Here is a 14,358-nt window from a genome sequence, read left to right on the forward strand (position 1 = left end):
GGGGCCGCCGCCCCGTGCGCTACCGCACCTGCGTCGCGACCGGCGCCGGCGCGTAGCCGGTGGGACGGGCCGTGAAGGTGCCGCGGCCCTGCGTGCGGCTGCGCAACCGGGTCGCGTAGCCGAACAGTTCGGCCAGCGGCACGGTGGCGGTGACGACCGCCGCGCCCGCGCGGGTGACCGAGCCGGTCACCCGGCCGCGCCGGGCGGCGAGATCGCCGAGCACACCGCCGACCGCGTCCTCGGGCACGGTGACCGTGACCTCGACGACCGGCTCCAGCAGGACCATCGCACAGGCGCGCAGGGCCTCACGGAGACCGAGGCGGCCGGCCGTGCGGAACGCCGTGTCCGAGGAGTCCTTCACATGGGTCGCCCCATCGGTGAGCGTGACGCGCAGGCCCGTCACCGGATGCCCGCCGAGCGGCCCCTCGGCGAGGGCGTCCCGGCAGCCCGCCTCGACCGCCCGGACGTACTCCTGCGGCACCCGCCCGCCGACGACCGCGGAGCGGAACTCGAAACCTCCCTCCTCATGCGGCTCCACGTCGAGGACGACATGGGCGAACTGCCCGGCCCCGCCGTCCTGTTTGACGTGCCGGAACACCAGACCGGACACGCCCCGGCCGACGGTCTCGCGGTAACTGACCCGGGGACGGCCGACGTTGACCTCGAGCCCCAGCTCGCGCCGGAGCTTCTCCACCGCCACCTCCAGGTGCAGCTCACCCATGCCGGACAGCACGGTCTGCCCGGTCTCCGGGTCGGTTCGCACGACCAGCGAGGGATCCTCCTCGGTCAGCCGGGCGAGCCCCGACGCCAGCCGGTCCGTCTCACCGGCGCGGCGGGACTCCACCGCGACCGACACGACCGGCTCGGGCACGCCGGGCGGCTCCAGGACGAGGGGCGCGCCCGGTGCGCACAGGGTCGAGCCGGCGCGGGCGGACTTCAGCCCGACCACGGCGACGATGTCCCCGGCGACGGCCCGGTCCAGCGGGGCGTGCCGGTCGGCCTGGACGCGCAGGATCCGTCCGATCCGCTCCGTGCGCCGCGCGGTCGCGTCCCACAGGGTGTCTCCCTTCTCGATCGTGCCCGAGTAGATCCGCAGATAGGTCAGCCGTCCCGTCGGGGTGGCGTGCACCTTGAACGCCAGAGCGGCGGCCGGTGCCGCGGGATCGGCGGGCCGCGCCTGCTCCTCGCCCTCGTGCGTACCGCGGACCGGCGGCACGTCCAGGGGCGACGGCAGATAGGCCACGACCGCGTCGAGTAGCGGCTCGACACCGCGGTTGCGGTACGCGGAGCCGCACAGCACGACCACGCCGTCACCGTCCCGGGTCACCCCGCGCAACGCCGAGGAAAGGGTGCCCTCGGAGAGCGTGCCCGTGTCGCAGAACTCCTCCAGCGCGCCCGGGTGCAGCTCCGCCACGGCCTCCTCCAACGCCCGGCGGCGAGCGGCGGCTTCGTCCCGCATGCCTTCCGGCACCGGCGTCTCCTCGACGGATCCGCCGTCGTCCCACAGCAGTGCCCGCATGCGCACCAGGTCGACGACGCCGGTGAAGGTGTCCTCCGTGCCGATCGGCAACTGCACGACCAGGGGCGCCGGGTGGAGTCGCTCCCGGATCGACGCCACGGCCGCGTCGAGGTCGGCCCCGGCGCGGTCCATCTTGTTGACGAACGCGACCCTCGGCACGCCGTGCCGGTCGGCCTGCCGCCACACCGACTCGCTCTGCGGCTCCACCCCGGCGACCGCGTCGAACACGGCCACCGCCCCGTCGAGCACCCGCAGCGCACGCTCCACCTCGTCGGCGAAGTCGACGTGCCCGGGAGTGTCGATGAGGTTGATCCGGTGACCGTCCCAGGCGCAGCTCACCGCCGCGGCGAAGATGGTGATGCCGCGGTCGCGCTCCTGCGGGTCGAAGTCGGTGACGGTGGTGCCGTCGTGGACCTCGCCGCGCTTGTGCGTGGTGCCGGTGGCGAACAGGATCCGTTCGGTGACGGTGGTCTTGCCGGCGTCGACGTGGGCGAGGATGCCGAGGTTGCGGACGACGGCGAGCGGGTTGAGGTGGGTGCGCACGGCCCAGGGCCTTTCGATGCGATCAGAAAAGGGGCAGCGCGATTCCCGGGCGGAACAGGCAGGAGCCTCCGAAACCTGACGTCACATCAGATTGCCGGGGATCGCCGGGTGTTCGTCCCGGTCAGCCGGTGCCGCCGCGCAGCGGACACCGGGGCGACGAAGACACCAGGATCACCTCGTGCTGCGGCAGGGAGACGGCGACAGCGGTGTGGTCACGCATGGCGGTCTCCCTTCGTTCGTCACATCGGTGCACCGCCGGGATCGTGGGCGGCGCGGGTATGGGGGTGAGTGTAGGGAGGCCGAGGGGAACGAAGCGAGGGATTTTTGGCGGTGTACCTCGGGCGCGGTTGGTCGCGGTTTCGTCGCATCCCGGCCGCCGGAGGATCCAGCGATGGTTGCCGGTCGAACCTGCCGAGTCTCCCTGCGCCCCGATGGCGGCAACGTGGCTCAGGCGTCTCGTCCGGTTCGCGCCCTGTCCGCTGTGCCGGTGACTGCCCACTCTGGCCTTATGGGGGCTGTTGATGACGGGCTGCGCCGATTACAGGTCGGCCCATATGCGTGTCCGCTCTGCCGGTTGCCGCAGGATCGGGTGGCGACGCTGGAGCAGGACTGGATTCTGTTGGAGCCGGGGGTGGAGGTGCCGGCGCATCTCGTGCCCTCGCAGCACCGTTGGATCACTCTGTCGGACGGCCGGGTCGCGCTGTACGGCGTGTGCCCGCCGGACGGATCGCAGCGCTGCCGGATCGAGCACCGGCTGGCGTGCTCGGCACAGCCATTGCCGGATCTCTGGCCGTGGCTGACGGCCCTGCGGCGGGAGAACGCGCGGGCGGCGGAGCGGCGAACCGACCCGGAACCACCCCGCCCGCCGGAGGTGTGGCCGGACGCCGGGTAGGCGCAACTCGTCCGTATGACGCGGCCGATGCGACGGAGCCTGACCTGGGCCTCCTGTGGAAGCCCAGGTCGGATCACTACTCCGGCGGGGTGGGCGTGTCGTGGGTGCGGTACATCGCCTGGACGTCGAGTTCCAGTTGGACCGTGGGGCCGACCACCGCGATGCCGCGGGCCAGCATGGAACGCCAGTTCAACGTGTAGTCCTCGCGGTGGAGTTCCGCCGTCGCCAGGGCCGCGCAGCGCAGTTCCTGGCCGTAGCCGCCGTTCACGGTGCCGAGGTACGTCGTGTCCAGGGACACCGAGCGGCTGACGCCGTGCATGGTGAGGGAGCCCTGGAGCGTCCACTTGGAGCCGCCGCGGTAGGCGAAGCGCGCGCTCGTGAAGTCGATGTACGGGAAGCGTTCGACGTCGAGGAAGTCGGCGGATCGCAGGTGGTTGTCGCGGGTGGTGTTGCCGGTGGTGATGCTGGAGGCGTCGATCCTGACGTGCACGCGGGAGTCGGCCATGTCCGGGGCGATGCGGATGCCGCCTTCGAAGCGTTCGAAGCGGCCGTGGACATGGGCCATGCCGACGTGCTTGGCGATGAACCGGATCGCCGTGTGCGGCGGGTCGAAGAGCCAGGTGCCGGGCGTCGGAAGCTGGAGCGCCTCGGCGGGTTGCAGCCAGACGCGCTCGGTGGCCGTCGGGGTGCCCGGGCCCGTCTCGATCGTCTCGCGGTGCGGCCGCAGGCCCTCCGCCGAGATGAGCAGGCTGTAGCGGCCGGGCGGCAGTGTCGCGAGGAAGTAGCCGTAGGGGTCGGTCGTGCCGCGGGCGGCGACGCGGTGGGTGTCCAGGGCGGTGACGGTGACGTCCGCGGCCGCCAGGGGCGAGCCCATCGGGTCGACGACCTCGCGGGCCACCGCGCCCGCGCCGTCGGGGAGGGGGAGGGCGAGGCCCGCCGCTGCGGCGGAGGTGTTCCTGAGCCACCGGCGCCGGAGCAGTGCGAGGGCCATGGTGGTCACCTTTCTTCGGGTGTGCGGCCGTGCGGTCGGCGATTCAGCGCATGCCGACGGCCGCACCTTGCTGCGGTCACACCCCCTTGTCGATCTTGACGGACCGGATTCCGGGCCGGGTGTCTCAATACGAGACAGTCAGGACTGTTCCGTGAAGGCGTCCGCGTGTTCGGCCGCCCACCGGGCGAAGGTGCGTGCCGGGTGCCCGGTGACCTTCTCGACGGTGCCGGAGACCGTACGGCCCACCTCGGGGGTGTCTCCGTACGCCATGAACAGGAAGTCGATGGTGTCCTCCGGGAGACCCGCCGCCCGCCACTGTGCGAGAGCCTGCTCCTCGGTCAGCTCGACCAGGGTGATGTCCCGGCCGACGGCGGCTGCGATCGTCTTCACCTTGTCGCCGACGGTGAGCACGTCGGGACCGGTGATCACGTACTCCTGGCCGGCGTGCCCCTCCTCCGTGAGCGCGACGGCCGCGACGGCGCCGATGTCCGCCTCGTGGACCATGGCACTCAGCCGGTCCACGAAAGGCTCCCGCACCTCCCCCGCGGTCACGATTCCGTCCGCCCACTCCAGAGCGTTGGCCATGAACTCGACCGGCATGAGCACCGTCCAGTCCACACCGTGGGCGGCCCGTACCGCGTCCTCCAGCGAGGTGGGGCCACCGCCGTGGAGCACGGTGACGCGGCGGACACCGGAGGACTCGGCGAGTTCCAGGATCCGGGGGCCGGTCTCCAGCGGGCTGAAGGCGGCACCGCCGAAGGTGATCAGGTGGAGACCGGTGACGCCCTCCAGGGCCGGGACCAGGCCGTCCGGCTCGGTCAGGTCACCCTCGACGACATCGACCCCGGCCGGGAAGGCGGCCTTCGCGGCGTCGCGGGTCAGGGCACGCACCTCGTGCCCCCGGTCGAGCAGCGCGGCGACGACCTGCCGGCCGACGGTGCCGGTGGCGCCGGTGACAAGAATCCTCTGCGTCTGAGTCATGCCCCGACCCTAGGAAGGCTTGCGGTCACCTTCTGTCCGCGAGCCGGAGCCCGGCGGGCTTCCTTCGAACGCCGCGAGCAGTACGCCCCGTACCCCCTCCGCCGTCACCTCGCGCGGGTTGGTGTACGGCTCGCCCGCGGCCCGTTCCGCCGCCGGGGTCACGTCGGCCTCCGTGAGGCCGAGTTCGGCCAGGGAACGCGGGGCGCCGAGACGGCCGGCCAGGTCCCACAGGGCGCGGGGCACGTCGTCGGTGCCGAGGGCGCGGCGCAGGACGGTCAACGCCTGCGGGGCCGCGGGGGCATTGTGGGCGAGGGCGTGGGGCAGCACCACGGTGTGGGTCTCGGCGTGGGGCAGGCCGTAGGTGCCGCCGAGGACATGGCACAGCTTGTGGTGCAGCCCCATGGTGGTCGCGCCGAGGCACGCCCCGCACAGCCATGCCGCGTACAGCGCCCGGCTGCGCGCGTCGAGGTCGTCCGGGTCGACGGCCAGTCGCGGCAGAGCTTCGGCCATGGCCCGGACGCCCTCCTCGGCCATGACCGACACCAGCGGTGAGACGTCGGGGGCGTACAGCGCCTCGACGGCGTGCGCGAGCGCGTTGATCCCGCTGGTGACGGTCAGCGCGACGGGCAGGGAGAGGGTGAGCCGGGGGTCGTAGACGACGCTGCGGGGCTGGACGACCGGGTCGCGACCGGTGCGTTTGGTGCCGTCCTCGGTCAGGCCCCAGACCGGGGTCATCTCGGAACCCGAGTAGGTCGACGGCACGGCGATCAGCGGAAGTCCGGTGCGCAGGGCGATCGCCTTGCCGAGCCCGATCGCGGAGCCGCCGCCGACCGCGACACAGCCGTCCGCCCCGGCCGCCCGGACGGCCGCGACGGCCCGGTCGGCGTCCTCGACGGGCACGTGCATCCGGGCTTCGGCGTGCACTCCCGCACAACTGTCGCCGAGCGCGTCCGCGACCGCCCGGGCCACGCGCTCGCCCCGGCTGCCGCACACGACGAGCAGCCGCCTCAGGCCCAGGCGCGCCGCCTCGTCCGGAGTCGCGGTGACGGCCGCGCCGGGCCGGAACACGACCCGCACGGGCCGGGTCTCGTACGTGAACTCCTCCTGGAACGTCATACGGCCTGCTCCAGGACGAGGTCGAAGCGGGCGTGCCGGAAGGGGTTCTCGACGCCGAACTCCCGGGCCAGGGACGGGTCGTCGGTCTCGGCGAAGTCCTGGACCAGGCTCCGCTTCACGGCGAACACCGCGTCGGAGTCGAGGTAGTCGCCGCCGGCCACGAAGATGTGCGTGGTGACGGGCGTGTGGCCCTCGGCCGTGGCGATGAAGTGGATGTGCGCGGGGCGGTAGGGGTGCCGTCCGGTCGCGCGCAGCAGCCCGCCCACGGGACCGTCGGTGGGGATGGGATACGCCGCCGGGACGCAGGTGCGGAACCAGAAGCAGCCCTGGGCGTCGGCGGTGAACAGCCCGCGTCCGTTGCCCGCGGGCTGGACGCCGGGCTGCTGGACGTCGTAGAAGCCCTTGTCGTCGGCCTGCCAGACGTCGACGACGGCGCCGGGCAGCGGGGTGCCGTCGGCGGACCGCACCCGTCCGCTGACGACGCACTTCTCGCCGCCGCCGACCAGGTCGATGTCGTCGCCGAGCGCACGGACCGGCGACTCGGTCATGTGGAAGGGGCCCAGCACGGTCGACTCGGTGGCGCCCGCCGCGCGATCGCCGCTCAGCGTCTCCACCAGCATGGACAGGCCCAGCACGTCCGACAGGAGGATGAACTCCTGCCGGGTGTCGGTGCACATCTGCCCGGTCGCGGTCAGGAAGGCGATCGCCCGCTCCCACTCCTCCTGGGTGAGACGGGTCTCGCGCGCGAAGTCGTGCAGATGGCGGACGAGGCCGGTGAGCAGTTCACGCAGCCGCGGGTCGGCGGTCCCGCGCAGGCCGGCGAGGGCCTGCTCGGTGACGCCGGCCCTGGTCGCATCGGTGGTCATCCCGGCTCCTCGTCGTCTACGTCCGCTTCTTCCAGATCTTTCGGCTTCTACAGCTCTTCCGCTGCTTCCAGATCCTCCGGTTCCTACAGCTCTTCCGCTGCATCCGCTGCTTCCGCTGCTTCCGCTGCTTCCATGATGGCGCGGGTCAGGCGTGCCCGAGGATTCGCCGCAGCGCGTCCGTGAGCAGTTCTTCGGCGTCCGGGCCGGCGGAGGCGTGCCGGAAGGCCACGAAACCGTCCGGGCGTACCAGGAGGGCGCCCGCGTCCGGGATCTCACGCAGCCGCGCCCAGTCTCCGTACGGGTCCTCGTACTGCTGCCCCGGGCCGATCACCACCGTGGCGATCTCCACCTCCTGTGCCTCGGCCGCCCGCACCCAGGCCTCTCCCCCGATGCCGGTCAGCAGGGTGAAGCGGCCCCGGCCGATGGTGTCGAGGGTCGAGAGCGTACGGGTGCCGGAGGTGATCCAGGCGTGCGGGAGCCGGGCGCCGGGGCGGGAGGACGGCTGGTGGTGCAGCTCGGGGTCGCGGGCGAAGCCGGGGTCGGGCGTGGCGTCCGGGACGATCGCGGCGCAGTCCCCGGCGTCGTAGCGCTGGTTGAGGTCGACGCCGTGGGCGTTGAACTCGTAGACCTTGAAGGCGATCGCCTCGCGCAGTGCGGCCCGCTGCTTCTCGGCGGCCTCGGTGGCGTCCTTGCGGGCGGCAATGTTGGCCCACAGCTGCTCGGGGGTCTGCGGGGAGAGCCCGTCGAGAGCCTCGAAGACCGGGGCGGTCTCGCGGATGGACCGGTTGGCGCGGGTGACGATCTGCCGGCCGACCGGGGCACGCTCGGCGGTGTAGCTGTCGAGCAGCCTGGGGTGGGCGGTGCCGTCGAGGACCAGTTTGAGCTTCCAGGCGAGGTTGTAGGCGTCCTGGATCGAGGTGTTGGAGCCGAGGCCGTTGGACGGCGGATGCCGGTGCACGGCGTCGCCGGCGCAGAAGACCCGGCCGGTGGCGTACGTCTCGGCGTACATCTCGTTGACGGTCCACGCCGAGGACGACTTGACGGTCACGGGGATGTCGTCGTCACCGACGAGCGCCCGGACGATCGACTCCGCGTACTCGGTGGTCAGGTCGGGCGCGCCGGCGTTCACGTCGTAGCCCCAGACGATCAGCCATTCGTTCCAGGGGCGCACACAGCGCACCAGGCCGGCGCCGATGCCGCCGACCGTCGCGCCCGGGGCGAGGACCCAGTAGAGGGTGGACGGGCGGTGGGCGGTGTACCGGCTCAGGTCCGCCTCGAAGACGATGTTGATGCTGCCGGCCACACCCATCTGGCCACCCATCGGCAGTCCGGCGTCCGCGGCGACCTTCGACCGTCCGCCGTCGGCGCCGATCAGGTACTTGGCCCGGATCTCGTAGGTGTCCCCGCGCAGCCGGTCGCGGACGGTGGCGGTGACGCCGTCGGCGTCCTGGGTGTGGGACAGGTACTCGTTCTGGAAGCGGAGTTGGGTGCCGCGGGCGACGGCCGCGTTCACGAGGACCGGCTCCAAGAGGTGCTGCGGCATGTCGCACATGCGCGTGGGGCTGGCGAGTTCGTGCTCGGCCTGCACGAGCGGGTCGTTCCCCCAGGAGCGCACCCGGCCCAGTTCCTCGCCCGCGAGGCTCGTGCAGAACGTCGTGTTGCCCATCAGGTGCTGCGGGGTGGCCTGCGCGACGACCTCCTGCTCCACGCCGAGGTCGCGCAGCACCTCCATGGTGCGCTGGTTGGTGATGTGCGCGCGGGGGGTGTCGGCGAGGCTCGCGTAGCGGGTCACCACGATGGTGGGGACGCCGTAGGTGCTCAGGGCCAGCGCGGCCGAGGCACCGGCCGGGCCGCTGCCCACGATCAGGACGTCGGTCTCGACGACGGTGGACACGGGGCGCTCCTGCGGAAGGGGGTTCGGGCGGCGGGACGCGGGACGTGCATGATCATGGAGGTCTTCCACTGCGCGCGGGTGTCTCATTACGAGACACGGGGGTGTAGGCGAAGGGCGGGTGGGCGGGGTCTCGGGGTGCCTCATGGCGCAACGCCGGATGGTCGGCGAACTCGGGGTGCCTCATGGCGCAACGCCGGATGGTCGGCGAGCGGCGGCCTCGGGCACCCCGTTACGACACACCGGATGGTCGGCGAAGCGCGGCAGCGGGACCCGCGGTTGTTTCCTGTTCAACTGAACCCGCTACGGTGGGCTGTGCCGTGACCACCACAGACCCCTCCCCCACAGCCACCACCGCCCGGCCCTCACTGCGCGTCGCCCGCGAGCGGTTCCTGTCGGGGCGTCCGCTGCCCCAGAGCGTGCCGGAGGAGGTCGTCGCCGCGTGGCGGCGGGCCCGGTTCTTCGGCGTGCCACACGACTTGGAGGAGCCGGTGGCGCGTTCTCCGCTCCCCGGGGAGTCGGCTCTGCTCGGCGCCGCCCGTCCGGTCCTCGACCGGATCGTCCCCGCCCTGGGCGCGGGCGGGTCGCTGCTCGTCCTGACCGACGAGCGGCTGCGCGTGCTGTGGACGGCCGGGAGCGTACCCGGCTTCGGCGCGTGCAGCGGTCTGTCGGAGCAGGAGGTCGGCCACAACAGCGCGGCTCTCGCCCTGCGAATGCGGGGCCGGGCCGAGGTGCACGGACCCGAGCACTTCCTCGACCGGTGGCAGGACGTCTCCGCGGTCAGCGTCCCGGTGCTCGGGCCGGAGAGCGGACGGGTGCTGGGCACCCTGACGGTCGCGTCACGGCTGTGCGCCGCCGGACCGCCGCATCCTCAGGCGGCCTTCGCCGAGGCGACGGTCGCGGCGGTCGAGACGGAGCTGCGGGCCCGGGCCGGGCGGGGCGAGCGGGCGCTGCTGGACGCCTACGTGCGCGCGGCGCGCGGGCCGGACCGGGCCGTGGCGGCACTCGACGGCCGCAACCGGCTGGTCAGCGACGCGGCGCAGCGGCTGCTGACGCCCGAGGTGCTCGAGGTGCTGGAACGCACGGCGGCCGACGCGCGGCACCGGGATGTCACGGGAGTCGCGCGATTGCCGGAGGGAGCCGGGTGTACGGCGCACGTCACCCCGGTACGGCTGGACGGCACAACCATCGGGATCGTGGCCGCCCTGGAACCGCTCGACGATCCGGCGCCCGCTGCGCCGGCCCCGCCCCCACCGGTCGCCCTGACCGGCTCCTCGGTCTCCTGGCGGCACGCCGTCGGGCGTGCAGTCGAGCTGGTCCGCTCCGGGGAGCCCCTGCTGCTGACCGGCGAACGCGGAACCGGCAAGGCCGCACTGGCGCGGGAGCTGTTCGGCCCGGACCCCGTCCAGGTGGCCGACGCGGCACAGGACGCCGGCCTCGACCAGGCGCTGTCCGCGTGGCAGCCCGACCGGCTCCTCCTGCTGCGTCACGCCGAGCGACTCGCGCAGTCCGGGGTGGCCGCGCTCAACTCCCTGCTCGAACAGCACCCGGACTCCCGACTGCTGGTCACCTACACACCCGGCGTGCCGGTCGGCCCCTGCCTCCAGCGCCTGCTGGACAAGCTGTCGGCCCGCTCGGTGACCCTGCCGCCCCTGCGGGAACGCACCGAGGACATCCGGGAACTCCTGCCCGCGCTCACCCCCCGCCCGGCGCCCGGGCAACCGCCACTGACCTGGACCCTGGACGCCCTGCGCGCGCTCGAGGCGTACCCGTGGCCCGGGAACGTCACCGAGCTGGCCCATGCCGTACGGGCCCTCGCGGAGCACCGGCGGGTGTCCGGGCCGGTCCGTCGCGCGGAGCTGCCGGACGCCGTCCGGGAAGGACCGGCCGCCCGCCCGCTCAGCCCGATGGAGCACGCCGAGCGTGCCGCGATCCTTGAGGCGCTGCGCCGCCACGGCGGCAACAAGGCACGTACGGCGGTCGCACTCGGGATCGGCCGGGCGACGCTGTACCGCAAGCTGCGGGAGTACCGGCGCTGAGGCGAAGGCTGAGACTCAGGGCTGCGGCGCGGGTGGGATGACGCACAACAGCTCGGGCGGGTCGAGAAGATCTCGACCCGCCCGAGCTGATCTGTTCTGTGTCCGAGGGGGGACTTGAACCCCCACGCCCGATAAAGGGCACTAGCACCTCAAGCTAGCGCGTCTGCCATTCCGCCACCCGGACCAGGTGTCTGTCGCCTTGCCAGGGGTGTTCCCCGCGGCGACATGGACAACAATACCAAGCTTTCGGAGTGCCTTTCACCTGCGTTTCCGTCCGCCTGGCGGGGGTCCGGGACCTCGCGGCCCGATACCTCTAGGGTCACACCATGAGTGACTGGATGGTTACGCAGAGCTCTTCGGCGGGACGTCGTCCGCGTGCGCTGTCACCGCTCAGGGAGCATCTGCGGGACACGTTCTGGTTCGCCCCCACTGCGGCGATGGTGGGCGTCTTCGTGGTCTGGGTGGGGGCGGAGGCGCTCGACACGGCCATCGTCGACGCGCTCCAGCGGGAGAAGGACTACGAGACGCTCGACGAGTTGCTGCGGTTCGCGGAGGACGCGAAGGCCGTGGTGAGCGCGGTCGGCTCGGCGATGATGACCTTCATCGGTGTGGTCTTCAGCATCTCGCTGGTGGCCGTGCAGATGGCGAGCGGGCAGTTCACCCCGCGCGTGGTGCGGCTCTTCGTCCGGAGCCGGATCACCAAGGCGACCTTCGCGGTGTTCCTGGCGACCTTCGTACTGACCCTGCTGGTGCTGACGAGCTTCGACAGCGTCGACGACCCCCGGGCCGTCACGACGGTGCCCCTGGTGCAGTCCGTCCTCACGCTCTGCATGGTCGGGCTGAGCCTGCTGCTCTTCGTCCTGTACGTGAACGCGACCCTGCGGCTGATGCGGATCAGCCATGTGATCGCGCGGATCGCCTCGGAGTCGTTCCGGGTGCCCGCCTCGATGCCCGTCCCGGTGAGCGGGCAGGCGGCTCCCGCCCACGGCACGGAGACCGCGTGGGTGCCGCACGACGGCCGGGCGGGTGTGCTGCGGGACGTGCACATCGCGCGACTGGTGCGGGTGGCGCGCAAACACGGGGTGGTGCTGCGGCTGATCCCGCGGATCGGGGACTTCGTGGTGCCCGGCATGCCGGTGCTGGCGGTGCACGGCGGGCCCGTCCCACCGCGCAGGGCTCTGCACTACGCGATCTCGGTCGGGGTGGAGCGGACCTACCACCAGGATCTCGGTTTCGGGCTGCGGCAGTTGTCCGACATCGCGCTGCGCGCCCTGTCCCCCGCGATCAACGATCCGACGACCGCCGTCCAGGCGCTGGACCGCGTCGTCCAGTTCCTGGCCGCGCTGAGCCGGCGTCCGTTGGACGCCGCCCTGCACCGGGACCGGACCGGTGCGGTGCGGCTGGTACAGCCCGTGCCGGACTGGACCGAGCTGGTGGATCTCGGGTTCACCGAGGTACGGGGCTGCGCCGTCGGGAGCCCGCAGGTCTCCCGACGCATGCTGGCCGGTCTCGACGACCTCCTCCTGCTCGCACCGCCGGAACGCCGCGAGCCGCTGCTGCGCCATCGCGAACTGCTCCGGCAGGCCGTCGACCAGGCCGCACAGACCGCGTCGGACCGCGACTTCGCCCTGCGCCCGGACCGGCAGGGCATCGGCTGAGCGACGTCGCGACGTTGCGAGGCGCCGGGCCGCGCCACGTCGGACCGCGCGGACCGGCGCACCGCACAGACACCGCGCACCGCACAGACACCGCGCACCGCACAGACACCGCGCACCACACGGACACGGCACACCGCGCCCACGTGCCGGCCTGCTGCCGCCCACGTGCCGGCCCGCTGCCGGCCGTCGGACCGCCACGGCGTCCGACGCCGGCCCCCTCATCGCGAACCCCGCGGGAACCGGCGTCGGACGCGCCCCCTGCGTCAGGGCAGCAGCTGGTACTCCGGGAAGTTGCCCGGCAGCCGCTCCCCCTGCGGTCCTCGCGTCACCGCGCGCACGAGCAGGTCGCCGCCGACGAACGCACCGCGCCAGGACGCGCCGAGTCCGCCGAACAGCTCGTCACGGTCGCCGCGGGAGCGGGGCGCGCCGTGGCCGACCTTGAACGCGCGGATCTGCGGGGCGAGCCGGTCGTACGTCGCCCGGTCGTCCGTGGACAGCGTGGCGACCAGCGCGCCGTTGGAGGCGTTCATCGCGGCCAGCAGCTCCGCCTCCGTGTCGACCAGGACGATCGTGTCGACCGGGCCGAACGGCTCCGCGTGGTGCAGCGGAGAGGACGAGGGCGGGTTGAGGAGCGTGACCGGCTGGACGTAGGCGGAGGTGTCCTGGCCGGGCAGGAAGCGGGCGTCGTCGGGCAGGGCGCGGTGCAGGGGTACGGCGCCGCGCTCGATCGCCTCGGCGACCTGGTCCTGCAGCTCCTTCGCCTTGGCCGCGTTGATCACCGGCCCGAAGTCCAGCTCCGGGTACGGGTCGTCAGGCTGCTCCACAGCGAGCGGATGCCCGACCCTGAGCGTGCGCACCGCCGGGAGGTACGCCGCCAGGAACGCGTCGAACAGGTGTCGCTGGACGACGAAGCGCGGGTAGGCCGTGCAGCGCTGCTTGCCGTAGTCGAAGAGCTTGGGGATCACCGCGGTGAGCGTGTCCCAGTCCGAGTAGTTCCAGATGCCCCAGGTGTTCAGTCCTTCCTGTTCGAGTACGTGTCGTTTGCCGAGGTCGGCGACGGCCGTGGCGACGGCGGCTCCGGTGTCGCGGCCGCCGACGAAGGAGACGCAGCCGATCTCGGGCGCCCGCACCAGCGCCTGCGACAGCTCGCCTCCGCTGCCGCTGACGAGGGTGACGGGAACTCCCTCGCGGGCGGCGAGGGCACAGGCCAGGGTCAGACAGGCGACACCGCCGTCGGTCGGGGTCTTGGCGATGACCGCGTTGCCTGCCAGTGCCTGGACCAGCAATGCGTGAACGAGCACGCTCATCGGGTAGTTCCAGCTGGCGATGTTGGACACCGGGCCGTCCAGCGGGGAGCGGCCGGCGAGCATCGGTTCGACGCCGTCGACGTACCAGCGGACCCCGTCGATGGCCCGGTCGACGTCCGCCTGGGCGAGCCGCCAGGGCTTGCCGATCTCCCAGACGAGCAGCAGCGCGAGCAGGCCGCGGTGTTCGGCGAGGGCGTCGAGGGTGGCCGCGACCCGGGCCCGGCGCTCCTCCAGGGGGAGGTGACGCCAGGCACGGTGCTGGTCGAGGGCGGCGCACACGGCCCGGTGGGCTGTGGTTCCGTCGAGGCGGGGCGGCCCGGCGATCGGGCTGCCGTCGACGGGACTGACGGCGGGCAGGGCCCGGCCGTCCTCCTGCCAGGCGCCGTTCCAGAGGTTGAGGACCCGGTCGTGGCGGAAGGCCTCGGGGGCGACGGCGAGGCAGCGCCGCCACGCGTCGGGCCAGGACGTGCCGGACTTGAGGGTGAGGGTGGGTGCCATGGGATTGCTCCGCTCTCGGTGCACGGTCGGGGGCGGGGAATGCGGTGTGGGGTGGCC

The 14,358-nt window shown here is 72.8% G+C and carries 10 protein-coding genes and 1 tRNA gene; 3 read left to right on the forward strand and 8 right to left on the reverse strand.

Annotation, left to right across the window (positions count from 1 at the left end; genetic code table 11):
• Positions 1 to 19 precede the first annotated feature (19 nt).
• A complete protein-coding gene (fusA, locus tag IE153_RS03815) occupies positions 20 to 2,062 on the reverse strand; it encodes an elongation factor G (RefSeq protein ID WP_189588321.1) in 2,043 nt (680 codons plus the stop codon).
• Between the two features lie 508 nt (positions 2,063 to 2,570).
• On the opposite strand from fusA, the gene IE153_RS03820 reads away from it, so the two are divergent.
• Positions 2,571 to 2,954 carry a DUF6083 domain-containing protein gene (locus IE153_RS03820; protein ID WP_189588322.1) on the forward strand — a complete coding sequence of 128 codons (384 nt, stop codon included), beginning with the start codon at positions 2,571 to 2,573 and terminating at the stop codon, positions 2,952 to 2,954.
• A gap of 76 nt (positions 2,955 to 3,030) precedes the next feature.
• On the opposite strand, the gene IE153_RS03825 is transcribed toward IE153_RS03820, so the two are convergent.
• The 5 genes from IE153_RS03825 to IE153_RS03845 form a co-directional block, all read right to left on the reverse strand.
• Positions 3,031 to 3,945: a YceI family protein gene (locus tag IE153_RS03825; RefSeq protein WP_189588323.1), complete on the reverse strand. Its 915-nt coding sequence runs from the start codon at positions 3,943 to 3,945 to the stop codon at positions 3,031 to 3,033.
• Positions 3,946 to 4,083: 138 nt separating this feature from the next.
• Entirely contained in the window at positions 4,084 to 4,926 is an 843-nt protein-coding gene (locus IE153_RS03830) for an NmrA family NAD(P)-binding protein (protein WP_189588324.1), read from the reverse strand.
• Between the two features lie 9 nt (positions 4,927 to 4,935).
• Positions 4,936 to 6,042: a maleylacetate reductase gene (locus tag IE153_RS03835; protein ID WP_189588325.1), complete on the reverse strand. Its 1,107-nt coding sequence runs from the start codon at positions 6,040 to 6,042 to the stop codon at positions 4,936 to 4,938.
• Entirely contained in the window at positions 6,039 to 6,908 is an 870-nt protein-coding gene (locus tag IE153_RS03840) for an intradiol ring-cleavage dioxygenase (protein WP_189588326.1), read from the reverse strand. Before IE153_RS03840 ends, IE153_RS03835 begins: the two co-directional genes overlap by 4 nt.
• A 145-nt stretch (positions 6,909 to 7,053) precedes the next feature.
• On the reverse strand, positions 7,054 to 8,802 hold the full coding sequence (locus tag IE153_RS03845) for an FAD-dependent oxidoreductase (RefSeq protein ID WP_189588327.1): 1,749 nt from the start codon (positions 8,800 to 8,802) through the stop codon (positions 7,054 to 7,056).
• A 317-nt stretch (positions 8,803 to 9,119) separates the two neighbouring features.
• On the opposite strand from IE153_RS03845, the gene IE153_RS03850 reads away from it, so the two are divergent.
• The gene (locus IE153_RS03850; RefSeq protein ID WP_229828707.1) at positions 9,120 to 10,838 is read left to right on the forward strand and encodes a sigma-54-dependent Fis family transcriptional regulator; all 1,719 of its coding nucleotides are present in this window, start codon (positions 9,120 to 9,122) and stop codon (positions 10,836 to 10,838) included.
• Between the two features lie 99 nt (positions 10,839 to 10,937).
• Here the strand turns inward: IE153_RS03850 and IE153_RS03855 are convergent.
• Positions 10,938 to 11,022: transfer RNA gene (locus IE153_RS03855), tRNA-Leu, on the reverse strand.
• 142 nt (positions 11,023 to 11,164) lie between these two features.
• On the opposite strand from IE153_RS03855, the gene IE153_RS03860 reads away from it, so the two are divergent.
• A complete protein-coding gene (locus IE153_RS03860; protein WP_189588328.1) occupies positions 11,165 to 12,496 on the forward strand; it encodes a DUF2254 domain-containing protein in 1,332 nt (443 codons plus the stop codon).
• Between the two features lie 263 nt (positions 12,497 to 12,759).
• Here IE153_RS03860 and IE153_RS03865 read toward each other — a convergent pair whose 3' ends face one another.
• Positions 12,760 to 14,301 carry an aldehyde dehydrogenase family protein gene (locus IE153_RS03865; protein ID WP_189588329.1) on the reverse strand — a complete coding sequence of 514 codons (1,542 nt, stop codon included), beginning with the start codon at positions 14,299 to 14,301 and terminating at the stop codon, positions 12,760 to 12,762.
• Between the last annotated feature and the right edge of the window lie 57 nt (positions 14,302 to 14,358).

This window comes from Streptomyces massasporeus, from assembly GCF_014648995.1.
Classification (GTDB): Bacteria; Actinomycetota; Actinomycetes; order Streptomycetales; family Streptomycetaceae; genus Streptomyces; species Streptomyces massasporeus.